Here is a 20,842-nt window from a genome sequence, read left to right as displayed (position 1 = left end):
AAAGATAAGTGGAAATTAATTTTAAAAACTGGAAAATATGAAAGGGCATTGGATTTGGATGGTCATCGGTTGCGGGCTTCCACTATTGTTGATTTTTTTCGCACCGGCACTTGGAATAACGGGATACAACGGGCTTTTTGCCTTTATTATCCTAATGTTCCTAGTCCACCTACTCATACCGCACGGACGGCATGGGCATGGGGAGCAAGGTAAATCCGACAAACACGGACATGGCAAAGAAGGACGGGGCACTGGGAGCCAAGGAGGGCATAAAGGCCATGGACACCATTAGTAGCGGTAAAAGGATGAGACGTAGATATCAAATAAATGGTATTAGTTGCGGCAGTTGTGTGTCCAAGGTAAAGAAAGTTTTGGAATCGCACCCTGAAATTGGCAAAACCGAGATTTTCTTGGCCCCAAAAGGTGCCACTATCATTACTATGAAAAGGAAACTTTCCATAGAGGATATTCAAAAGCAGCTCAATGAACTTGAGGGCTATACCATAACGAAAATCATTCAGGACAATAATTAAAGAGTAATACTATGTTTTTTAGAGATGGATTTTTTTGGGGCATGCACCTTATTTGGTGGGTAATTTGGCTAGTGGCTTTAGGCTGGATTTTCTTTGCTCCCTCGAATTGGCCGTTGCAAGAAACGGAAGAAGAAAGTGATGCGCTTGCCATTCTTAAGGTAAGGTTTGCCAAGGGTGAGATCACAAAGGAGGAATACAGGGACCAAAAAAAGATTTTGGAACCGGACAAGTAATACATAAACAACGAATTAACAATCCTAAAAACTATAAACTATGCATTTTTTCGATGGACATTGGGGTGGTATGCACTTTATCTGGTGGATCATATGGTTCATTTTATTGATGTGGATCTTTTTTGTCCCCTATGATATCCCCTATCAGAGAGCAAAAAAAGAAGACCCCTTAAGAATCCTAAAAAAGCGCTTCGCCAATGGCGAAATCTCTAAGGAGGAATATGAGGAATCAAAAAAGATCTTGAAATCAAAATAAGGGATTTAGGTAAAATATTAATCACTAAAAAAATCAAAATGAAGACAACGGTTTACATGACTGGCGCAATGGTATTGGCCACTTTCCTGATTTCGGCCTGTTCACAAAAACAGCATGGCTCAGTTAAAGACATGCTCAAGGACACCTCCCAGCAAGAAATGGTATTGACCACTCTTGCCGAAAACCACGAATTGGGCAAAAAGTATATTGGAAAAATGATGGATAGCGACCACGGTACGGGCATGATGGTTGATGAACTGGTTAGAGCGGCATCAAACGATACCATACTGGCCAATAAATTAAGTGGCATGATCACCAAATATCCTGATTTGATGTTGCTTACAACACATCATTTTATGCCTGTTATCGCCTCAGATAGTCTCATGAGGGATACTTTTTGCGATCATACCTTGAAGCATGAAGAGCTTTCCAGGGCCATGCACAATAAGATGGAGTATAAAAAGAGCCTTGAACAAAACCATTGATGCAAAGCTTACGGCCCGCTCACCAAACGTTCGCCGAGCAAATGTAGCACGACAACTAATAACATTAAAACAAGAATCATGAATCGTATCAACGTCAAAAAATTTGGGTTTGCCTTTGGGTTTACCGGTGCACTGGTGTATGCCGGATGTATGATAGTTCTCGCCACTGTAAGTAAGGAAGCAGGTATTGCCTTCTTCAACAGTCTCTTGCACGGTCTGGACACTACAAGTATTATTAGAATGGATGTTCCCCTCTTGGAGGCATTTTTTGGAATTGTACAAACGTTCATTTTAGGATGGCTAGTAGGTGCTTGTATCGCGGCATTCTACAATGTACAGATCAGAAAATAAAAAAGTTATGGATAGATCATACTCGCGGTGTCCAGTTCATGGAATGTTTTTAAACAATAAGGGGAATGTAAAGTCATTCCATGCTTTGGACATTATTGTGTAATTGCTGGAGATGGAGCAAAAAATAGCAAGACAAAAATTGAAAATCATTTTTATCCATGTTTTCATTGGAGCGGGAGTCTTTTATTTTTTGGTACATCCGTTCACGATGGTACTTTACAATATTGAGTTTAACCATCCCGACTTTACCCCTTCCCTATTTCGGAACATATTAAAGCAACACTTGCTGGAATCATTTTCTTTTAAAATGGGTGGAATGGCCGGTCTGCTGAGTTTCTTTGGGGGAATGTTGGGAATAGCTTCAGGTTTTTTCTGGATACGGATAAAACAAAAAAGATCACTGAGGCACCAAGGGGAACTTCTTGGTGAAATGGACCTCAAACAGTTGATCCAAAAAGGGGAAAATGATTCAGTGGAATTCAAATCTTCGGTTCGGTACGATTACCATAGAAAAACCACCAACCGTGATTTGGAACTGGTCATTGCAAAAACCTTGGTGGGTTTCATGAACGCCAAGGGGGGAAAACTGCTCATTGGAGTCAGCGACCAAGGCGATGTTATTGGATTGGAAAAGGACTTAAAGACCTTAAAGCACAAGAACAGGGATGGTTTTGAACGCAAAGTATTTCAGGTCATCACGGACTATATAGGTAGGGAGGCCTGCTACAATAATCAAGTATCGTTTCATGCCATCGGTGAAAAAGACATTTGCCTGATAAATGTGGAGCCATCTACCATTCCAGTGTACCTAAAGGATGGCAAAAACATCACTTTTTATGTCAGAACGGGTAACGCCACCCATCCCCTATCGGTCGAAGAGGCTATCAACTATTTGAATATTCAAAATACCTAGTTCCCATGCAATACGTCTGGTTCATATGGTCCCTAATTATCCTAGCCCTATGGGGGATGGTATATCTATTGAAAAAGGACTCTAGAAGCGAAATGTTGAAGATGAGTTGGATAACCATGCCTTTTGGGCTTACGGAACCTCTGTTCGTTCCCGAATATTGGCATCCCCCTTCCCTTTTTGATTTGGCCATAACGACCGGTTTTGATATTGAAAGCCTGATCTTTTCATTCGCAATTGGTGGTATCGGTACGGTTTTTTACAACCTTATTTTTAGAAGAAAGTATGTTGAAATGCCGCATAGTGAACGTAAGCATGCAAAGCACAGGTTGCACCTATACATCCTATTGGTACCGGCGGCCGTGTTCCTGATATTGGCCATGTCCACTACTTTGAACCATATCTATTGTGGGATTGCAGCTATGTTCCTGGGAGGAATGTCTACACTATATTGCCGGCAGGACCTCAAGACTAAAATCTGGATCAGCGGATTTCTGTTCACGGCATTGTATTTTGTTTATTTTGGGAGTATTCTTCCTTTCCATCCCAACTACGTAGAACTTTTCTGGAATCTGGAAAACCTAAGTGATATTCTAGTGGCCGGTATTCCAATCGAAGAACTCCTGTTCGCCTTCACTTTTGGCATGTATTGGTCGGGATTGTATGAGCATTTATACTGGAGAAAATTAATGGGTCCCATTACCACGGGGTAGATTGGTCAAACAAGCAGTGTTCATTAGAACCTATGAACAAATAAATATGAAAAGATGAAGATAGTATTGGCAATAGATGGCTCCAATTTTAGCGAGGACGCCATTAATGAACTCAGTGGTATGTCCTTGCCGGGGGACACTGAGGTATGTGTACTGAGTGTTTTGGAAAATCCCTTGCTGACCGCTCCTGGCGCTGCCACCCTTGGTAGTCCACTTGGCAACTATTATGAGGAAGCGGTGTCCCTTGCCCAAAAATCGGCAGAAACCATAGTAAAAAATGCAGCTAGATCTGTTGAGGGCAGGAAACCTGAAATATCAATAACCACCGAAGTGATCCATGGTCTCCCAAAAAGCGCCATTCTCGAAAAGGCCGAAAATTTTGGTGCGGACCTCATTGTTGTTGGATCTCAGGGCCATGGTGCTTTCTCTCGCTTTTTGCTAGGTTCAGTATCACAGTACATTGCCATGCATGCCAGTTGTTCCGTGTTGATAGCAAGAAAAAAAATATGGAAAGGGATACTGAAAAATAACAAACAGACTGTTTTACAGCACAAGAATTAAAAATAGTCGTTAAACCCCAAATTGGTATGAAGAACACTTATGGCTCCAAGAATACTAGTGATGCCACTTGTAGGGCCACCGATGAAATTTGTTTGCCAAATTCAAGATTTCCAAGGGTAGTCGTTGTAGGGGGCGGGTTTGCCGGCCTTGCATTGGTAGAAGGTCTCAAGAACAAAGAGGTACAGGTAGTTCTGATAGACCGAAACAACTTTCACCAGTTCCAACCCCTATACTACCAAGTGGCTACCAGTGGCTTGGAACCGGACAGTATTGTCTTTCCGTTCAGGAAACAAATCAGCGGCTATACCAATGTCACCTTTAGATTGGCAGAGGTACAAGAAGTCCAAACTTCATCAAATACAGTCATCACCGATAAGGGTAGGTTGGCCTATGATTATCTGGTTTTGGCCACCGGTACCAAGACCAATTTCTTCGGAATGGACGAAGTGGCAAGAAATAGCCTGGGCATGAAAGATATCAAGGATTCACTCAATATACGCCATATGATGCTTCAGAACCTAGAGCAAGCAGCAATAACCTGTGATGATGACCATCGGGACGCCCTTACCAATTTTGTAATTGTGGGTGGTGGACCTGCAGGGGTTGAAATGGCAGGTGCCCTAGCGGAGTTCTGCAAATACATTTTACCCAAAGACTATCCAGAATATCCTTCCTCCATCATGAACATCTATCTTATCGAGGCCATGGGTGAGCTGTTGGCCGGTATGTCGGATAAGGCCTCCTCGAAGACACTGGAATATCTGAAAAGCTTGAATGTACAGGTATTGCTTAACGAAGCCGTTAGCGGCTATGACGGCAAGGTGGTACGTACCAAAAGTGGTAAGAAGATTAGGGCCAAAAATCTAGTATGGACAGCAGGTGTTACTGGCCAATTGCCGGATGGGATGGATGAAAGCTATCTTGTCAAGGGCAATCGACTAAGAACAAACACTTATTTGAAAGTCGAAGGACTGAACAATGTTTTTGCCATCGGCGATATAGCGGGAATCATTACGGAAGAGACACCAAAAGGACACCCACAAGTAGCACAGGCCGCTATTCAACAAGGGAAACACCTTGCCAAAATATTGCTGAACACTATGCGGTCAAAGCTTTCGAAACCTTTTGCCTATAAGGACAAGGGTTCCTTGGCCACTGTGGGCAAACGAAAAGCCGTGGCTGACCTGGGTAAGCTTCGTTTTGGTGGATATTTTGCTTGGCTGTTGTGGTCCCTTGTCCATTTGATGTCCATTAGTGGGTTTAGAAACAGATTGTTGGTGGGCCTCAACTGGGCCATCAGCTATTTCAGCTACGAAAAAAGCAATAGGGTCATTATCAGAAATTTTAAGCCCAAATCGTTCGACCATCCGTCGGATAAAAAACCGGATCAAATAAAACGAACGATTAAATCAGAGATGAATGCATAACATGGAGAATACTACATTTTTCAAGAATATGGTCGGCTCTACCGCAAAAGGGCTGAACAATGGAGGTGTTGTTCTCTTTATTACGGTCGTTATTGCCATGATTTGGGCCAATTCGCCTTGGAAAGAATTTTACCAAGCTTTGATGAAGGTTGAGATAGGGTTCACCATTGGTAGTTTTGAATTGTTCGAACCTCTTCTGTTATGGGTGAACGATGCACTGATGGCCTTATTTTTTTTACAGGTCGGTCTGGAGCTAAAACGAGAAATTCTTGGTGGTAAACTTTCATCCCCGAAGAGTGCAATTTTACCCATTGGTGCCGCCATTGGAGGCATGGTAATACCTGCCCTTGTTTATTATTCATTCAACGGTTCAGGTGAGGCCTCTCAGGGCTGGGGAATTCCGATGGCCACTGACATTGCCTTTTCCCTTGGAGTATTGGCACTTTTCGGAAAAAAGTTGCCCACGGCTTTGAGGGTCTTCCTTGTAACCTTGGCGATAGTTGACGATTTGGGAGGGGTTTTGGTCATCGCCCTATTCTATACCTCCGGAATATCGGGAATGGACTTGCTCCATGGCCTACTTTTCTTCGGCCTGCTTATAATTGGCAATTATGCCGGGGTTCGTAGTACATGGTTTTACGCCATTATAGGTATAGGCGGTGTGTGGTTGGCATTTTTCTTTTCCGGGATACATCCCACCATTGCCGGGATACTTACCGCCATGGCCATTCCCGGAAGGGTCAAGATCAAAGAGCAAACCTTTTTGCGACGTTTGGATAAACTCCATAAAAGATTCCAAAAAGAAAAACCGGTGAAGGGAACCCTCATTTCCAGGAAACAGTTGGAAATATTGGAGGACATAAAAACCACAAGTTCCGAAGCCGAAACCCCACTCCAAAAAATTGAAAAAGCCTTACATCCATTGGTAAGTTTCGTTATTCTTCCCTTGTTCGCCTTGGCAAATGCAGGGATACACCTTCATGGAGATTTACTGAAGGTAATGACCAGTCCCGTTGGCTTAGGTATAGGTTTGGGACTGGTTTTCGGGAAGTTCATTGGCATAGCGGGCTTTTCCAGGGTACTGGTGGCATTCAGACTTGCCAAACTTCCTGAAAATGTGAATTGGAACATGATTTACGGGACAGCCTTTCTTGGCGGAATCGGTTTTACCATGTCGCTGTTCATCAATGAACTTGCCTTTACGGATGAATCGATGCTGTTCACCGCCAAGGTAAACATCCTTTTTGCCTCCCTATTGGCTGGTATTTTCGGCGCCATTTTATTATATCGACATAACAAAAAATCAATAGTAACTAAAATTAGATAACATGAAAAATATAGCAGTGGTGGGTTACGGCGTCATCGGAAAAAGAGTGGCCGATGCCGTGAGTTTACAGAATGATATGGCCCTTGTGGGGGTGTGTGACGTAATAAGCGATTGGCGTATACAGACGGCCCTGAAAAAGGGCTTTAAGGTGTTTGCGGCAACCAAGGAAGCAGATGCACAAATGCGATCGGCGGGACTATCGGTTGCAGGTTCCATGCAGGAACTACTGCAACATGTGGATCTTGTAGTGGATTGCACCCCTAAAAAGATTGCAGCTAAAAATGTTGTAATCTATAGGGAAAAAGGTATTAAATTCATTGTTCAGGGTGGGGAAAAACATGAAACCACAGGACATTCCTTTAGTGCTGAAAACAATTACGAATCTGCGCTAGGTTTGGATGCCACCAGGGTAGTTTCCTGCAATACCACTTCCATTCTGCGCACCTTGACCGCCTTAAAAACGGCCGATATGCTGGACTATGCCAGGGGCACCTTGTTAAGAAGGGCCACGGACCCTTGGGAAAGCCATCTGGGAGGTATTATGAACACCATGGTGCCCGAACGCGACATCCCCAGTCATCAAGGCCCTGATGCGCAAAGTGTAGATCCCGACCTCGATGTGATCACATCAGCGGTAAAGGTCCCTGAAACCCTTAGCCATATGCATTATTGGAATGTAAAACTAAAGCGTGAGACCTCTAAGGAGGAAGTGCTCAGCGCTCTTAGGGCCTCTAGCCGGATTAAACTGATAAGCTATGACCAGGGTCTGGTCTCCAACAACACCATAAAGGAAATGTTTATGGATTGGGGCAGACCTTGGGGCGATATGTACGAGGTGGCCCTTTGGGAAGATATGCTCAAAGTGGTTGGCGACGAACTTTTTTATGCCTATGTCGTGGACAATCAAGCCATCGTCATCCCCGAGACCATCGATGCCATCCGTGCCTTGACGGGAATCGAATGTGATGGTCAAAAGTCCATTGCCAAAACCAATGAAAGTCTAGGAATCAATTAAAAAGGAGAAGAATGGAAACTTTTGAAGCCATTGTGGAACACTTGGGAGATAAAGCATCTTTTTATCTGGACCACGTAAGCGAGAAAATAACGAAGGACGAACTACAGTTGCCTGAAAAAAATGTGGTGGACACCGTGTTCGTGAACAGCGATCGTAATGTTAGGGTCCTTGGGAGCCTATCTCGTCTCTACGATAATGGAAATCTTTCGGGCACTGGATATCTCAGTATACTTCCAGTAGATCAGGGCATCGAACATAGTGCCACTTTTTCCTTTTATAAGAACCCTGATTACTTTGATCCAGAGAACATCATAAAATTGGCAATGGAGGCTGGTTGCAATGGTGTGGCCTCCACTTTTGGTGGGCTGGGCCTATATGCTCGGAAATATGCGCACAAAATCCCTTTCATTGTCAAAATAAACCACAATGAACTATTGACCCATCCCACAAGATACGGCCAAACCCTCTTTGGTACTGTCAAGGAAGCATGGAATATGGGTGCGGCGGCAATCGGGGCGACCATTTATTTTGGATCAGGTGAGAGTAAGCGCGAACTGAAGGAAGTTGCAGGGGCCTTTACCGAGGCCCACGGTCTGGGTATGGCCACTATCCTTTGGTGTTATACGCGAAATGAAGCATTTAGAACCGATAGGGAAGATTACCATTCATCGGCCGATTTGACATCGCAGGCAAACCACCTTGGGGTAACGATAAAGGCCGATATCATAAAGCAAAAACTGCCCACCAACAATTATGGTTTCAAAGACATTGGGTTTGGAAAATTTAACGATGCTATGTACGAAGCGTTGACTGCGGAGCACCCCATCGATCTTTGTCGATTACAAGTGGCAAACTGTTACATGGGGAACATAGCGTTGATCAATTCGGGAGGTGGGTCCAAAGGGGTATCGGACCTGGGCGAAGCAATTGTCACGGCTGTCGTCAACAAAAGGGCGGGAGGTTCCGGTCTTATCTTAGGGAGAAAGGCCTTTCAGCGGCCTTTCAAAGAGGGTGTGGAGCTATTACATGCAGTACAAGGGGTTTATCTGGAAAAGAGAATAACGATAGCATAAAAGATATCCAAGGAATGTTCGATGCTGATATAAAATCATTAAAATCCCTTAACCACTACTTAAAAAAGTTGGTAGAAAACAGACTATGGCTAAAGGTAATCATTGCTCTGTTACTAGGTGTAGGCCTTGGACTCATGTTAAGCCCTCAAAATGGTTGGATAACAAAGGGCACTGCCGATGTTTTAGGGAACTGGTTGGCCCTACCGGGCATGCTCTTTCTCAAGTTGGTCCAAATGATCATGATTCCCTTAATCGTAGCTTCAATAATTACTGGGATTGCGAGCAATGATAAAGAAAATCTAAAAAGGTTGGGAGGTGGCGTGCTATTATATTTTATAAGCACTACCAGTATATCGGTGAGCATAGGCACAATATTGGCCTTGATTTTTAGGCCTGGAAAGTATCTGCACCAACAGGCAGTTGTGGATCATGAACAAGCTTTGACCAATAGCGCGGAGAGCACAGGATTATCATTTGCAATAAACGACATTCCGAATGCCATAACAAATTTGCTCCCCGACAACCCGTTGGCATCCATGGTCAGTGGTGAAATGTTGAGTATCGTCATTTTTACCATTATAATCGGTGTAGCTGTACTTTCCCTGCCCAATGATTTGCTAAAACCTGTAAAATTACTGTTGGGTGCCGTACAGGAAATCTGTATGACCGTTGTCAAATGGGCCATGTTCTTGGTACCCGTTGCCGTGTTCGGCCTAATGGCCCAGCTTACTTCCAGCGTCGGATTGAATTCCCTATCAGGGCTGGGTTTTTATGTGCTGGTTGTGCTGATAGGGCTGCTGCTCTTGGTCGTGGTTTACCTCATTGTGGTAAGCCTATTGGGAAAAAGCAATCCTTTTCAATTTTTGGGCAACATAAGGGATGTTCAGCTACTGGCCTTCTCGACAACGAGTTCTGCGGCAGTAATGCCCTTGTCCCTTGAAACGGCCGAAGAAGAACTTGAAGTAGATCCGGCCATCAGTAACTTTATCATTCCTATCGGAGCCACTGTAAACATGGACGGTACGGCACTGTATCAAACCATAACTACCCTGTTCATTGCCCAGGCCTATGGGCTGGAAATGAGCATTATGAGCATTATTGTGGTGGTAGTCACCATAGTGGCAGCCTCCATTGGCACCCCAGCAATACCAGGTGGTGGGGTAGTGATCTTGGCCTCTGTACTGTCCAGTGCCGGTATACCGGCAGAAGGCATCATCATAATCATAGGGGTGGAACGTTTGCTGGGAATGTTCAGAACTGCGGTCAACGTTACCGGGGACCTCACCGCTTGTATGGTTTTCAATCGGTTCTATGGAAACAAGCTCGCCATGGGCCGTGATAGTATTTCAAAATCAAAAAAAGGGTATTCCCTCATTTAAAAACCATAAGATGATAAAATCAATCGAAGATATAGATCTTACTCCCAAACGTGGAAAGGAATACTGGGTAAACTGCCATAGGGAATGGCGGGAGGAGATCATTTACTTTCTTATGGTAGACCGGTTTCATGACAGCAACAAACGAAGCTCATTGGACTTCGATATTAGGCATTCTGGTTTTGGCAATGACAATCAATTACGAAAAACTTTTGGGGGTACTATCCAGGGAATCATCGATAACATTGATTATATCAAAAACTTGGGCTGTACGGCCCTTTGGCTTAGTCCGGTATTTGAAAATAATCCACAATCCTACCATGGGTATGCCATCCAGAATTATTTGGATATCGACAAACGCTGGGGCTCAAAAAAGGATTTGGAGAGATTGGTGGTCAAGGCCCATAACTTGGATATGCGGGTCTTTCTAGATGTCGTTCTGCACCATTCAGGGGACAATTGGTCGTATCCTTTCGACCACACGTATTTCTATTTAAACGGGGAACGTTTTCCTTTGGGAAATTGGCGCGAGAAAGACAGACCGCTTCCCATGGAGCTAAGGGATCCGGAGCTTTATAATCGAAAGGGACAGGTAAGGAATTTCGATGCATATCCAGAGACCCAGGAAGGGGATTTTTTGACGTTAAAAACATTTCGGAACGATGGTTCCGCAGAAAGTTGGAAATTGGCAAGTCTACTGGCCACCATTCATTGTTATTGGATACGGGAAACCGACGTAGACGGTTTCCGGTTGGATGCTGTCAAACATATGAAAGGGCCGGATATTAGCCGTTTTTGCTCTACGATACGTGAATATGCCTACTCATTGGGCAAAAGGAATTTCTTTTTGTTCGGTGAGATCATCGGAAACGATGAGACAGGCAATCCATATATTGGACCAAAAGTGTTCCCAGAGGACCAAAACGTATATTATGGTTTGGATTCCGTTTTAGACCATCCATTACATAGTGTTTTGGCGGATGTCATAAAAGGGGTTTCTTCACCTGAAAGACTATTGGAACGATATGCCTCTTTACAGCGGAATGCTGAAAGAAGGGGGGGGTATGGGGATTTCTTAGTAACCTATATAGACGACCACGACCAGGTCGGCACTGATTTTAAGCATCGTTTTGGCCACGGGGCCACTCCCGAACAAATCTTTGCCGGCACAGGGTTTCTGCTCTGTGCCCTCGGTACTCCCTGTATCTATTATGGAACCGAACAGGGTTTGGACGGAAACGGTACGGATGACAGATATGTTAGGGAGGGCATGTTCAATCCCGATGATACGTCGACAAATATCCTGAACTCAAATTCTTGGATATACAGGACAATGGCCAAGCTGGCAAAACTTCGCCAAAAAGAACCGATACTTAAGTTCGGTAGAATGTATTTTAGGGAGACTTCAGAGGATGGAATTCATTTTCATCACCCCGATTGTAAAGAGTGCCTATTGGCCTTTTCGAGGGTACTTCACGATGGTGAGATTTTAGTGGTCTATAATTCCTCTCCTACCGATACCAAAGAAGAGTACATCATTGTTGACAACGGCATCAACAATGAAAACACTTATATGAAGTGTATTTATGGAAACAGAACGAGAATTAAGATAAGAAGAGATATGCACGACAAGGGGCGCTCATATATAAAACTTGTACTTGATCCAATGGAGTTTTTAATATTCAAAAATTGATGAACCATGATAACAGAAGTGATTAATGATCAAGGTCTACAAGGAGTCTTTCACCACGATATCGAAGGTATGGAAATACTTATCGAGCTTGCCCTGAACGTGCGTTGGTCCTGGAACCACGCTACCGATAAAGTGTGGGAGAAATTGGATCCCGAATTATGGGAGTTAACCCAAAACCCATGGCTTATCCTACAAACTGTATCAAGAGACCGTTTAAAGAGGCATTTGGAAAATCAATCTTTTCGAAAAACGATCGATGATCTTTCAAAAGCGAACAGAAAGGCAGTCTCCGGCTCTTCGTGGTTTCAACGTAGCCATCCCAAAGCAGCGCTAACCAATGTCGCTTATTTCAGTATGGAGTACATGCTCAGCGAGGCCCTGCCAATTTATGCCGGAGGTTTGGGCAACGTCGCAGGAGATCAGCTCAAATCCGCTAGTGATCTTGGAGTTCCCGTAGTTGCCATAGGTCTCCTATACGCTAAAGGATATTTCCGGCAGGAAATTGATGTTGATGGTACCCAGAATGCGCTCTTCCCACATAATGATCCAGGTCAATTACCGATAACTCCACTACGCCGCCCAAATGGGGAGTGGCTTCGATTTCAGGTGTCTTTGGCGGGCCTTTCGATCTGGTTAAGGGTTTGGCAGGTACAGGTAGGACGCTTAAAACTGTATCTCCTGGACAGCAACGATGCCGCCAACTTGCCCATACATAGGGGGATAACGGATGAGCTTTACGGTGGCGGTCCGGAGCTTCGTATCAAACAGGAAATCATATTGGGAATAGGTGGCTACAAACTTCTCAAGGCCTTGGACATCAAACCGGAAGTTTGCCATATGAACGAGGGCCATGCAGCGTTTCTCGTACTGGAAAGGGCCAACGATTTCATGAAAATGCACGGTACCACCTTTAAGGAAGCCCTTACCATAACCCGAGCGGGGAACATATTCACAACGCATACCGCAGTATCGGCGGGATTTGATTATTTCAGTCCTATGCTGATGGAAAAGTATCTGGGCATCTATGCAAAAAAAGAACTTGATATTGATTTGGGGGAATTAATGGCGCTTGGCCGTGGAGAAATACATAACCCATGGGACAGTTTTAATATGGCCTACCTGGCAATCAGGGGCAGTGGTGCCATTAATGGGGTAAGTCGTCTGCATGGTGAGGTGAGCCGGAGCCTTTTCAAGGACCTTTTCCCGCGTTGGCCGTTGCATGAGGTTCCAGTAGGCCATGTGACCAATGGCGTCCACATGTCCAGTTGGGATTCTGAATACGCCGATAAAGTATGGACCGAGGCTTGCGGAAAAGACCGTTGGCGTGGTGAACTTGGGGACCATGAAGAACATATATCAAAAATGTCGGACCAAGAGCTCTGGCATTTTAGGAACAAATCAAGAAAAAGGCTCGTCGGCTTCGTGCGAAAAAGATTTGAAAGGCAGTCAATGGCTTCAGGCCAATCTCCGGACACTATAAAAGTTTCCAATCGAATATTTGATTCCGATGTTTTGACATTGGGATTCGCACGCCGATTCGTTCCCTATAAGAGACCCGATCTACTCCTGCATGACCCTGAAAGGTTTGTCCGTATTCTTACCAATTCGGAGTTTCCTGTCCAACTGGTGTTGGCCGGGAAAGCACCTCCATTCGACGAATCCGGCAAGGCACTGATTCGTAGATGGATACAGTTTATTGAACGGTACAAACTTCAAGAACATGTGGTTTTCCTGAGCGATTATGATATGATGCTGACCGAAAACCTGGTGCAAGGAGTGGACGTATGGTTGAATACGCCAAGAAGGCCTTGGGAAGCCAGTGGGACGAGTGGTATGAAGGTACTGGTCAATGGAGGTATCAATTTATCCGGGCTCGACGGCTGGTGGGCCGAAGCGTATACCCCCGAGGTTGGCTGGACCTTTGGTACTGAGAAGGAGCAGGCCGATGATAGCGCTCGGGATGCCCATGAGGCCAGGTCGTTGTACAACGTTTTGGAGCAAGAGGTAATCCCTGAATTTTACTCTCGTAACGAAAAAGGTATCCCTGAACCTTGGGTAGCACGTATGCGCAAAAGTATGGGTACCCTTGCTCCCAATTTTTCAGCCAACAGAACGGTCAGGGAGTATACCGAAAACTATTACCTGCCTGCGGCAGTAAACTATAAAAAGCGTGCAGCAAGGAAGGGGGCCGAGGGTAGGCGCATGGCAAACGCGGATAGGGATTTAAAAGTCTATTGGGGCAAAATGAAATTTGGCAAGGTTAGGGTCGAAAGCTCTATCAATGGACATTCCTTCCGCATTCAATTGTGGTTGAACGGGGTTAAGCCCAAGGATATCCTTGTGGAACTGTTTGCGGAAGGAACAGGTGACCAACCTTCAGTAAAAATACCAATGAAGATGGATTGGATGGGAGATATGGGGGAACATAATTATTATGCAAAGGTACTTACCAAAAGACCTGCATCCGATTATACCGCCCGAGTAGTACCAAATTATGGAAATATCACTTTGCCCTTGGAAGACAATCGGATTCTATGGCAGCGTTAAAGCACAAAACAGTTGACATATTGCGATAATGGAGAAAGATGGAATTAAACATGTGGCCGTATTCACCTCAGGGGGGGATTCCCCTGGAATGAATACAGCTTTATACGGAATAGCAAAAAGCGCCGAAATGAGCCAGCTGAAGCTGACGGGCATTCGAAAGGGTTACGAGGGGCTCATCGACGGCGATATGGTGCAATTGCATTCCAATGAACTAAAACAGTGGGCGCACAGGGGCGGGACCATGTTGAAAACCGCTCGTAGCAAACGTTTTTTAACACTGGAAGGAAGAAAGCGAGCTTTGGCAGTCCTTCAAAAAAACAAGGTCGATGCCCTCATTGCCATTGGTGGTGACGGCACCTTCAAAGGGCTAATGGCATTTTCGGAAATCTGCAACCTACCGTTTATGGGTGTTCCCGGTACCATAGACAATGATCTGGCCGGTACCGATTACACGTTGGGATTTGATTCGGCGGTGAACACCGCCATTCAAAATATTGATAAAATCAGGGATACGGCCGAATCCCATAACCGTATTTTTCTGATCGAAGTGATGGGAAGGGATTCCGGATATATAGGCATTACCTCAGGATTGGGTGTTGCCGCGGATTCTATCTTGGTGCCCGAAAGTGGTGAGGATTTTGTTAGGCTCCTTGAAAAAGTAAGGAATTACGATAGTGAAAACGCTTTTCTCATAGTTGTTTCGGAAGGTGACGAGCTAGGAGCTGAATTGGTGGCCTCAAAGATTAAGGAAATCAATTCCAAGGTGGACCTCAGAATAAGCAAACTGGGGCATGTTCAGCGGGGCGGAAATCCTTCAGCCCAGGACAGGATGCTCGGAATTCGGTTGGGAGCATCCGCTATAAAGGCGCTTCTGATGGGCAGAAAAAATGCCATGGTGGGGGTGTTGAACAACCAATTGTGCCTAACCCCATTTGGGCAAGTCGTAAAACAGCATCAAGTTAATGCCGAATTAGATGAGCTCCTGAATCTTTTTAATGTTTGAAACCATTTTAAAAAATGAAAACGGCCGTATTCAGCACACACGAATTTGAGAGACCATATCTAAATCATGCGAATGGTAAAAAGCATGACCTCAATTATTATGAGGCCCGACTTACCAAAAAAACGGTAACTCTAGCAAAAGGACATTCGGCAATATGTCTTTTTACCGGCGATGACGCATCGGCGAGTATCGTGAAAAAATTAAATGAATTCGGCGTTAAGCTCATAGCACTGCGATCTGCGGGCTACAACCACGTCAACATCAAAAAAGCCAATGAGCTTGGAGTAGTTGTAGCAAGGGTACCCGAATACTCGCCCTATGCCATTGCAGAACATGCCGTGGCCCTCATCTTGACCCTAAACAGAAAAATAGTAAGGGCCCACAACAGGGTCAGGGATATGAATTTCTCACTGAACGGACTCACAGGATTTGACCTTAACGGCAAAACAGTCGGCGTGATAGGGACAGGTAAAATTGGGAAGGTACTTATAAAAATCCTTCATGGTTTTGGCTGTAAGATTTTTGCATACGACCTTAAAGAGGATAAGGAATTAAAAGAAATGTATGGTGTATGCTTCACTGACTGCCAAACGCTCTGCAGCGAATCGGATATCATAAGCCTACACGTTCCATTAACACCGGAAACAAGGCATATCATAGATGCAAAGCAAATCGGGCACATGAAAAAGGGAGTCATGCTCATCAATACCAGTAGGGGCGCACTAGTCGATACCAAAGCGGTCATAGAGGGTCTGAAATCAAGGAAAATCGGCTATTTCGGTATTGATGTTTATGAAGAGGAGGAAGGGTTGTTTTTTGAAGACCACTCAGAAGACATCTTACAGGATGATGTGATTGCCAGATTAATGACCTTTCCCAATGTTTTGATTACCAGTCATCAAGCTTTTTTGACCGATACAGCTCTCACCAACATTGCTGAGACCACCATTTATAACCTTGACTGTTTTGAAAAAGGAACAGTTTCAGGAAATGAAATACTAGTGAAGTGAAACAACCCATAAAACCATAGTTAGGATGAAAAACATATTAGTGCCCACAGACTTTTCCGAGAACTGCAACAAGGCAGCTGAGCTTGGAATCAGGATAGCCAAGCTCTATGACGCAGAAATCCATTTTTTCCATTTGCTGAAAACACCGGTGGATTGGGTAAAATTGGATAAGCTAAAAGAAAAGCGATATCCGGAGACTTTAAAAAAAATAGGGACGGCAAAAGCTTCGTTGCGTGCATTGGAAAAAAAGGCCGAAAAAGAGAATCTGAAATGCCTGACATTTTTGCAATTTCATGTGGACCACGAAAACATATTGAAACATTCTGGCCATTATGGCCATGATTTCATCGTTACTGGCAGCAGTGGCACCAAGGGTATTGTACGGGAACTTTTAGGGAGCAATGTAGAACGCTTGGTAAGCAGATCGGATGTGCCGGTCATGGTGGTAAAAGAAGATGCTGTAAGGTTTCCTTTTCAGGATATCGTCTTCGTTTCGGATTTTGTGGAAGATGTCAGCAATGCTTTTAAAGAGGTGCTATCCATTGCAGAAAAATGCAATGCAAAAATTCACCTTTTGCGTATCAATACAGAATCGGACCGTAACAGTATTGCCCTTGGCCTGGACCCTATACGAAGATTTTTAGAGGGTTTTCCCAAACTAAAAAACTTCTCCATGAACGTGTATAATGAAATGATGGTGGAGACGGGCATCAACACTTATTTGCAACACAATGAGGGTGATCTTATTACCATGTGTACACATGGCCATACCGGTTTTTTGAGTTTGTTCTCAAAAAGTATAGCCGAAGGGGTTGCGAACCATGCTTCCCTACCTGTGATGACAATGAAAATTTAAAAAGTATAGCATCATGTCGGAAAGCTTGCGTCAAAAAAGGGTAAAACCCTTTTATAAGTTATTACTGGACAGAACGGTACTGCCACTGGCTACCATACTGGGAATAGGCATCCTTTATGTTGTTTTGATGTCGATGATAGACCACCCCTCTTTTCCATTCCACATAATTATTATAGCGGCAGCATTAGGAAAGACCGTTGTGATAACGGCAACTACCCTGAAACGTTTGTCAAAATTAATCAAGATCTGTCATTCTTTGGAACGATTGCTTTGGGTTTTTGGATTGATAATCATCATTAGCATTTTCTCTTATGCGACCGATTATGCCTGTCTTTTCCAATTTAATCATACCACTTTTGAGGGAGTTCCCGATTATTCAAATTCGTACTTGTATAACTTGTATCACTTTTTTTACTTCAGTGTAATTACTTTTTCAACTGTGGGCTATGGTGATATTGTTCCAACTTCCGATGTGGCCCGATTCGTTGTCATGCTCGAAATATTCCTAAGCTTTTTCTTGGTCGTCTTTGCTTTGGCCAATATTAAAAAAATACACATTAATGGATAAGATAACTATTATAAAGGCAAGCGGCGAGAAAGCACCTTTTCAAATGGAAAAAGTAAAGCGGTCACTGGAACGGGCCGGTGCGAATGAAACATTAATTGATGAGATTGTCAAAAATATTGAAGATATGGTTTTCGACGGAATGACCACCAAGAAGATCTATCAAATGGCCTTTGAAATGTTGAAAGGGAAATCTCGGGTAAGTGCTTCAAAATACAAACTCAAAAAAGCGCTGATGGAACTAGGTCCATCAGGGTACCCCTTTGAAAGGTTTGTTGGTAAAATTCTGGAACACGAAGGATTTCGGACACAGGTCGGTAGCATCATTCAGGGAAGCTGTGTGACCCATGAAGTGGATGTTATTGCCCAAAAGGATGAGAAGCATTATATGATAGAATGCAAATACCATGGCGACCAAGGTAGGTTCTGTAATGTGAAGATCCCCTTGTACATCCAATCACGTTTTCAGGATGTCAAAGGTCCATGGGAGAGGCAACCCGGCCATATCTATAGATTTCATCAAGGAGGGGTCTTTACCAACACACGTTTCACCACCGATGCCATCACCTATGGCAACTGCGTGGGGCTTATGCTGGTAAGTTGGGACTATCCTGAAAAAAATAGCCTCAAATTTAGAATTGACCGTGCAGGCCTCCACCCCCTTACCTCGTTAACCACCCTTACCAAATCAGAAAAATCAAAATTGCTGCAAGAAGGTATTGTATTGTGTAGAGAAGTGGCCGACACCCCACAATTGTTGTTCAAAGTAGGTGTTGACAAAAAAAGACATAAGCGCATCCTAGAGGATTCTAGGGCATTGTGCAGCACAAGCCATGAACAATCATAAAACAAAAATCCACGAACTCAAAAATTTAGAATAGATGGCAACTGAAGAATTAAAAAAACAAAAGAGCATTGATCTAGAGCCATTTTACCGGGCATTGGAAGATGATTCCGAATTGCTTGAAGAGGCCTTTGAAACACTATTGGAGATGATAAGCACCGGCCCTAGGTCCGCTAAAAAAATGGCAGTATTCATCAAGAAAGACTTTCATGGGTTGTACAAAGAGATTGTCGCACTATCTGAAAAAAGTGAAAGTAAGGGAAACCAAGCCTCATGTTGTGGAGGTCATTAAAACTTTAATAGATTTTTAAGGGTAGAATACTATAGTAGAGAAATATATCAATGAGCGACAACGAAATAAACATTCACTTTTTGGGGGCGGCCGGAACCGTTACCGGATCGAAATATCTACTGGATACCAGAGAACGCAAAATTTTAATCGATTGCGGGCTATTTCAAGGATTGAAGGAACTACGATTAAAGAATTGGGAATATCTTCCGGTAAAAGTTTCAGAAATCGATGCCGTACTGCTCACCCACGGCCACATGGACCATACGGGATACCTGCCCCGATTGGTCGAACAAGGGTTCAAGGGGCCGATTTACGGTACATATCCAACTTTGGATATTGCGGAGATTATCCTCAACGATAGTGCCAAAATTCAAGAGCAAGAAGCCGAGAGGGCCAACCAAGAAGGTTATTCCAAACATCGACCAGCACTACCCTTGTATAATCTCAAAGACGTTGAAAATACCAAAACACATTTCAAGGGGATACCACAATCGCAATGGTTGCCCATTGTAAAAGGGGTTAAGGCAAGGTTTCAGTACAGTGGCCATATTTTGGGGGCAACATCCGTTGAACTTGATGTAAGTGGAAAGCGATTTGTCTTTTCAGGTGATATCGGAAGAGTCAATGACCTACTGCTATACCCGCCTATAAAACCCAAAAAGGCAGATGTACTTGTCCTTGAGTCTACCTATGGTGGCCGTAAGCATCCTGAGGAGGATGAAGTGTTCCCAGAGATAGAAGCCTTGGTCAACAAAACACTGCAAAGGGGCGGTAGCCTGTTTATACCGAGCTTTTCGGTTGAACGGGCACAATTGGTGATGTTGATACTTTTTCGGCTCGTAAAGCAAAACAAGATACCAAGGGTTGGTATGGTAATGGACAGTCCGATGGGTGTTGATGTATTGGAACTGTTCCATAAGACCAGGGACTGGCACAGGCTGGACAAGGAAGAATGCGATGCCATGTGTTCACACTTTACCATTGTGAGCAGTTTTCATGAAACCATGCAACTGCGGGATGATGGCAAGCCAAAAATTGTCATAGCAGGCAGCGGAATGCTTACAGGAGGGCGCATACTGAACTATTTGGAGAAACAGGCGCAGAATCCAAAAAACACACTGTTGTTCGTGGGCTATCAAGCCGAGGGTACCCGGGGAAGAAAACTTTTGGAAGGTGAGAGAGAGCTAAAGGTATATGGTAAAACGGTGCCTTTCAAAATGGAAGTTGCCGAAATCGAAGGGCTTTCTGCCCATGCCGACCATGAAGAACTGTTGGATTGGTTGAATGAATTGGAATCGGAACCCCAACACATCTTTATCACTCACGGTGAGTCCGAGAGTGCCATGGCGCTGAAAAAAGGAATCAGGGAACAATATGGCTGGGATTGTGAAATTCCAGAGTTGTACGCCATTGAGACAATACGTAACTAATGGGTATATAAATGGAACTGCTGAAAGGAATCATTTTGGGCCTTGCCACCGCAGCTTTGACAAAGGCAGCGGATTTTTCGAAAGACTGGGTTTTCTACACCCGATCAGATGTGAGCATAGCATTGATTTTTGCAGCTCTGGTTCTTATCGGTCATCAGAGAATTTTGTGGGCCGTGACTGCGGGTATGACCATGCTTGGGACCTATGACCTATTTTATAAAGGCATTCCTTACATAACTAAGGCTCCTGATCGGTGGCCGCCGTTTTGCCTAGGATTTGATGTCGTGCCTGAATCCCGACTGTTATGGGCATTGCGTCAATCTAAATAGTACAACAATTGAA

The 20,842-nt window shown here is 44.1% G+C and carries 24 protein-coding genes; all 24 read left to right on the top strand.

Going from position 1 to position 20,842, the window contains the following annotated elements:
• Positions 1 to 37 precede the first annotated feature (37 nt).
• The 24 genes from ACRHOZ_RS17515 to ACRHOZ_RS17400 all read left to right on the top strand — a co-directional run bounded on the left by ACRHOZ_RS17515 (position 38) and on the right by ACRHOZ_RS17400 (position 20,829).
• Entirely contained in the window at positions 38 to 292 is a 255-nt protein-coding gene (locus ACRHOZ_RS17515) for a hypothetical protein (RefSeq protein WP_431128362.1), read from the top strand.
• Positions 231 to 533, top strand: coding sequence for a heavy-metal-associated domain-containing protein (locus ACRHOZ_RS17510; RefSeq protein WP_431128359.1), 303 nt, complete (start codon positions 231 to 233; stop codon positions 531 to 533). The genes ACRHOZ_RS17515 and ACRHOZ_RS17510 overlap by 62 nt, the downstream gene beginning before the upstream one ends.
• Before the next feature lie 11 nt (positions 534 to 544).
• On the top strand, positions 545 to 766 hold the full coding sequence (locus ACRHOZ_RS17505; protein ID WP_431128356.1) for an SHOCT domain-containing protein: 222 nt from the start codon (positions 545 to 547) through the stop codon (positions 764 to 766).
• 40 nt (positions 767 to 806) lie between these two features.
• Complete coding sequence (locus ACRHOZ_RS17500; RefSeq protein WP_431128353.1) at positions 807 to 1,022, top strand: SHOCT domain-containing protein; 216 nt, start codon at positions 807 to 809, stop codon at positions 1,020 to 1,022.
• A gap of 38 nt (positions 1,023 to 1,060) precedes the next feature.
• A complete protein-coding gene (locus tag ACRHOZ_RS17495; RefSeq protein WP_431128350.1) occupies positions 1,061 to 1,507 on the top strand; it encodes a hypothetical protein in 447 nt (148 codons plus the stop codon).
• 78 nt (positions 1,508 to 1,585) lie between these two features.
• Entirely contained in the window at positions 1,586 to 1,858 is a 273-nt protein-coding gene (locus ACRHOZ_RS17490; protein ID WP_431128347.1) for a DUF5676 family membrane protein, read from the top strand.
• 112 nt (positions 1,859 to 1,970) lie between these two features.
• Positions 1,971 to 2,771: an AlbA family DNA-binding domain-containing protein gene (locus ACRHOZ_RS17485; protein ID WP_431128344.1), complete on the top strand. Its 801-nt coding sequence runs from the start codon at positions 1,971 to 1,973 to the stop codon at positions 2,769 to 2,771.
• Between the two features lie 5 nt (positions 2,772 to 2,776).
• Positions 2,777 to 3,481: a lycopene cyclase domain-containing protein gene (locus ACRHOZ_RS17480; RefSeq protein WP_431128341.1), complete on the top strand. Its 705-nt coding sequence runs from the start codon at positions 2,777 to 2,779 to the stop codon at positions 3,479 to 3,481.
• Positions 3,482 to 3,535: 54 nt separating this feature from the next.
• Entirely contained in the window at positions 3,536 to 4,042 is a 507-nt protein-coding gene (locus ACRHOZ_RS17475; RefSeq protein ID WP_431128338.1) for a universal stress protein, read from the top strand.
• A gap of 26 nt (positions 4,043 to 4,068) precedes the next feature.
• Positions 4,069 to 5,469: an NAD(P)/FAD-dependent oxidoreductase gene (locus ACRHOZ_RS17470; RefSeq protein WP_431128335.1), complete on the top strand. Its 1,401-nt coding sequence runs from the start codon at positions 4,069 to 4,071 to the stop codon at positions 5,467 to 5,469.
• Complete coding sequence (gene nhaA / locus ACRHOZ_RS17465; RefSeq protein WP_431128332.1) at positions 5,462 to 6,796, top strand: Na+/H+ antiporter NhaA; 1,335 nt, start codon at positions 5,462 to 5,464, stop codon at positions 6,794 to 6,796. The genes ACRHOZ_RS17470 and nhaA overlap by 8 nt, the downstream gene beginning before the upstream one ends.
• A gap of 1 nt (position 6,797) precedes the next feature.
• Positions 6,798 to 7,811, top strand: coding sequence for a type II glyceraldehyde-3-phosphate dehydrogenase (locus ACRHOZ_RS17460; protein WP_431128329.1), 1,014 nt, complete (start codon positions 6,798 to 6,800; stop codon positions 7,809 to 7,811).
• An 11-nt stretch (positions 7,812 to 7,822) separates the two neighbouring features.
• Positions 7,823 to 8,884 carry a class I fructose-bisphosphate aldolase gene (locus tag ACRHOZ_RS17455; RefSeq protein WP_431128326.1) on the top strand — a complete coding sequence of 354 codons (1,062 nt, stop codon included), beginning with the start codon at positions 7,823 to 7,825 and terminating at the stop codon, positions 8,882 to 8,884.
• A 14-nt stretch (positions 8,885 to 8,898) separates the two neighbouring features.
• Positions 8,899 to 10,263, top strand: coding sequence for a dicarboxylate/amino acid:cation symporter (locus ACRHOZ_RS17450; protein WP_431128323.1), 1,365 nt, complete (start codon positions 8,899 to 8,901; stop codon positions 10,261 to 10,263).
• 10 nt (positions 10,264 to 10,273) lie between these two features.
• Positions 10,274 to 11,953 (top strand): alpha-amylase family glycosyl hydrolase, encoded by a 1,680-nt coding sequence (locus ACRHOZ_RS17445; RefSeq protein ID WP_431128320.1) that lies wholly within the window; start codon positions 10,274 to 10,276, stop codon positions 11,951 to 11,953.
• A 6-nt stretch (positions 11,954 to 11,959) separates the two neighbouring features.
• Positions 11,960 to 14,500, top strand: a complete 2,541-nt coding sequence (gene glgP, locus ACRHOZ_RS17440) for an alpha-glucan family phosphorylase (protein WP_431128317.1) — start codon at positions 11,960 to 11,962, stop codon at positions 14,498 to 14,500.
• Positions 14,501 to 14,528: 28 nt separating this feature from the next.
• Positions 14,529 to 15,503 (top strand): ATP-dependent 6-phosphofructokinase, encoded by a 975-nt coding sequence (locus tag ACRHOZ_RS17435; protein WP_431128315.1) that lies wholly within the window; start codon positions 14,529 to 14,531, stop codon positions 15,501 to 15,503.
• Between the two features lie 14 nt (positions 15,504 to 15,517).
• A complete protein-coding gene (locus ACRHOZ_RS17430; RefSeq protein WP_431128312.1) occupies positions 15,518 to 16,513 on the top strand; it encodes a 2-hydroxyacid dehydrogenase in 996 nt (331 codons plus the stop codon).
• Positions 16,514 to 16,538: 25 nt separating this feature from the next.
• Positions 16,539 to 17,369, top strand: coding sequence for a universal stress protein (locus ACRHOZ_RS17425; RefSeq protein WP_431128309.1), 831 nt, complete (start codon positions 16,539 to 16,541; stop codon positions 17,367 to 17,369).
• A gap of 13 nt (positions 17,370 to 17,382) precedes the next feature.
• Positions 17,383 to 17,937: a potassium channel family protein gene (locus tag ACRHOZ_RS17420; protein ID WP_431128306.1), complete on the top strand. Its 555-nt coding sequence runs from the start codon at positions 17,383 to 17,385 to the stop codon at positions 17,935 to 17,937.
• Positions 17,930 to 18,781, top strand: a complete 852-nt coding sequence (locus tag ACRHOZ_RS17415; protein WP_431128303.1) for an ATP cone domain-containing protein — start codon at positions 17,930 to 17,932, stop codon at positions 18,779 to 18,781. Before ACRHOZ_RS17420 ends, ACRHOZ_RS17415 begins: the two co-directional genes overlap by 8 nt.
• A 34-nt stretch (positions 18,782 to 18,815) precedes the next feature.
• Positions 18,816 to 19,070, top strand: coding sequence for a hypothetical protein (locus tag ACRHOZ_RS17410; RefSeq protein ID WP_431128301.1), 255 nt, complete (start codon positions 18,816 to 18,818; stop codon positions 19,068 to 19,070).
• 50 nt (positions 19,071 to 19,120) lie between these two features.
• Positions 19,121 to 20,500 (top strand): MBL fold metallo-hydrolase RNA specificity domain-containing protein, encoded by a 1,380-nt coding sequence (locus ACRHOZ_RS17405; protein ID WP_431128298.1) that lies wholly within the window; start codon positions 19,121 to 19,123, stop codon positions 20,498 to 20,500.
• Positions 20,501 to 20,511: 11 nt separating this feature from the next.
• Entirely contained in the window at positions 20,512 to 20,829 is a 318-nt protein-coding gene (locus ACRHOZ_RS17400; RefSeq protein WP_431128295.1) for a hypothetical protein, read from the top strand.
• Positions 20,830 to 20,842 lie beyond the last annotated feature (13 nt).

It is taken from the genome of Flagellimonas flava (genome assembly GCF_050617915.1).
GTDB lineage: Bacteria > Bacteroidota > Bacteroidia > Flavobacteriales > Flavobacteriaceae > Flagellimonas > Flagellimonas flava_A.
Note: the sequence above shows the minus strand (reverse complement) of the source record. Positions and strands in the feature narration are given on the sequence as shown.

Bases quoted from the DNA above. Each gene is read 5' to 3' on its own strand.
- ACRHOZ_RS17515 (WP_431128362.1), top strand. From the start codon at position 38: ATGAAAGGGCATTGGATTTGGATGGTCATCGGTTGCGGGCTTCCACTA.
- ACRHOZ_RS17510 (WP_431128359.1), top strand. From the start codon at position 231: ATGGCAAAGAAGGACGGGGCACTGGGAGCCAAGGAGGGCATAAAGGCC.
- ACRHOZ_RS17505 (WP_431128356.1), top strand. From the start codon at position 545: ATGTTTTTTAGAGATGGATTTTTTTGGGGCATGCACCTTATTTGGTGG.
- ACRHOZ_RS17500 (WP_431128353.1), top strand. From the start codon at position 807: ATGCATTTTTTCGATGGACATTGGGGTGGTATGCACTTTATCTGGTGG.
- ACRHOZ_RS17495 (WP_431128350.1), top strand. From the start codon at position 1,061: ATGAAGACAACGGTTTACATGACTGGCGCAATGGTATTGGCCACTTTC.
- ACRHOZ_RS17490 (WP_431128347.1), top strand. From the start codon at position 1,586: ATGAATCGTATCAACGTCAAAAAATTTGGGTTTGCCTTTGGGTTTACC.
- ACRHOZ_RS17485 (WP_431128344.1), top strand. From the start codon at position 1,971: ATGGAGCAAAAAATAGCAAGACAAAAATTGAAAATCATTTTTATCCAT.
- ACRHOZ_RS17480 (WP_431128341.1), top strand. From the start codon at position 2,777: ATGCAATACGTCTGGTTCATATGGTCCCTAATTATCCTAGCCCTATGG.
- ACRHOZ_RS17475 (WP_431128338.1), top strand. From the start codon at position 3,536: ATGAAGATAGTATTGGCAATAGATGGCTCCAATTTTAGCGAGGACGCC.
- ACRHOZ_RS17470 (WP_431128335.1), top strand. From the start codon at position 4,069: ATGAAGAACACTTATGGCTCCAAGAATACTAGTGATGCCACTTGTAGG.
- nhaA (WP_431128332.1), top strand. From the start codon at position 5,462: ATGCATAACATGGAGAATACTACATTTTTCAAGAATATGGTCGGCTCT.
- ACRHOZ_RS17460 (WP_431128329.1), top strand. From the start codon at position 6,798: ATGAAAAATATAGCAGTGGTGGGTTACGGCGTCATCGGAAAAAGAGTG.
- ACRHOZ_RS17455 (WP_431128326.1), top strand. From the start codon at position 7,823: ATGGAAACTTTTGAAGCCATTGTGGAACACTTGGGAGATAAAGCATCT.
- ACRHOZ_RS17450 (WP_431128323.1), top strand. From the start codon at position 8,899: ATGTTCGATGCTGATATAAAATCATTAAAATCCCTTAACCACTACTTA.
- ACRHOZ_RS17445 (WP_431128320.1), top strand. From the start codon at position 10,274: ATGATAAAATCAATCGAAGATATAGATCTTACTCCCAAACGTGGAAAG.
- glgP (WP_431128317.1), top strand. From the start codon at position 11,960: ATGATAACAGAAGTGATTAATGATCAAGGTCTACAAGGAGTCTTTCAC.
- ACRHOZ_RS17435 (WP_431128315.1), top strand. From the start codon at position 14,529: ATGGAGAAAGATGGAATTAAACATGTGGCCGTATTCACCTCAGGGGGG.
- ACRHOZ_RS17430 (WP_431128312.1), top strand. From the start codon at position 15,518: ATGAAAACGGCCGTATTCAGCACACACGAATTTGAGAGACCATATCTA.
- ACRHOZ_RS17425 (WP_431128309.1), top strand. From the start codon at position 16,539: ATGAAAAACATATTAGTGCCCACAGACTTTTCCGAGAACTGCAACAAG.
- ACRHOZ_RS17420 (WP_431128306.1), top strand. From the start codon at position 17,383: ATGTCGGAAAGCTTGCGTCAAAAAAGGGTAAAACCCTTTTATAAGTTA.
- ACRHOZ_RS17415 (WP_431128303.1), top strand. From the start codon at position 17,930: ATGGATAAGATAACTATTATAAAGGCAAGCGGCGAGAAAGCACCTTTT.
- ACRHOZ_RS17410 (WP_431128301.1), top strand. From the start codon at position 18,816: ATGGCAACTGAAGAATTAAAAAAACAAAAGAGCATTGATCTAGAGCCA.
- ACRHOZ_RS17405 (WP_431128298.1), top strand. From the start codon at position 19,121: ATGAGCGACAACGAAATAAACATTCACTTTTTGGGGGCGGCCGGAACC.
- ACRHOZ_RS17400 (WP_431128295.1), top strand. From the start codon at position 20,512: ATGGAACTGCTGAAAGGAATCATTTTGGGCCTTGCCACCGCAGCTTTG.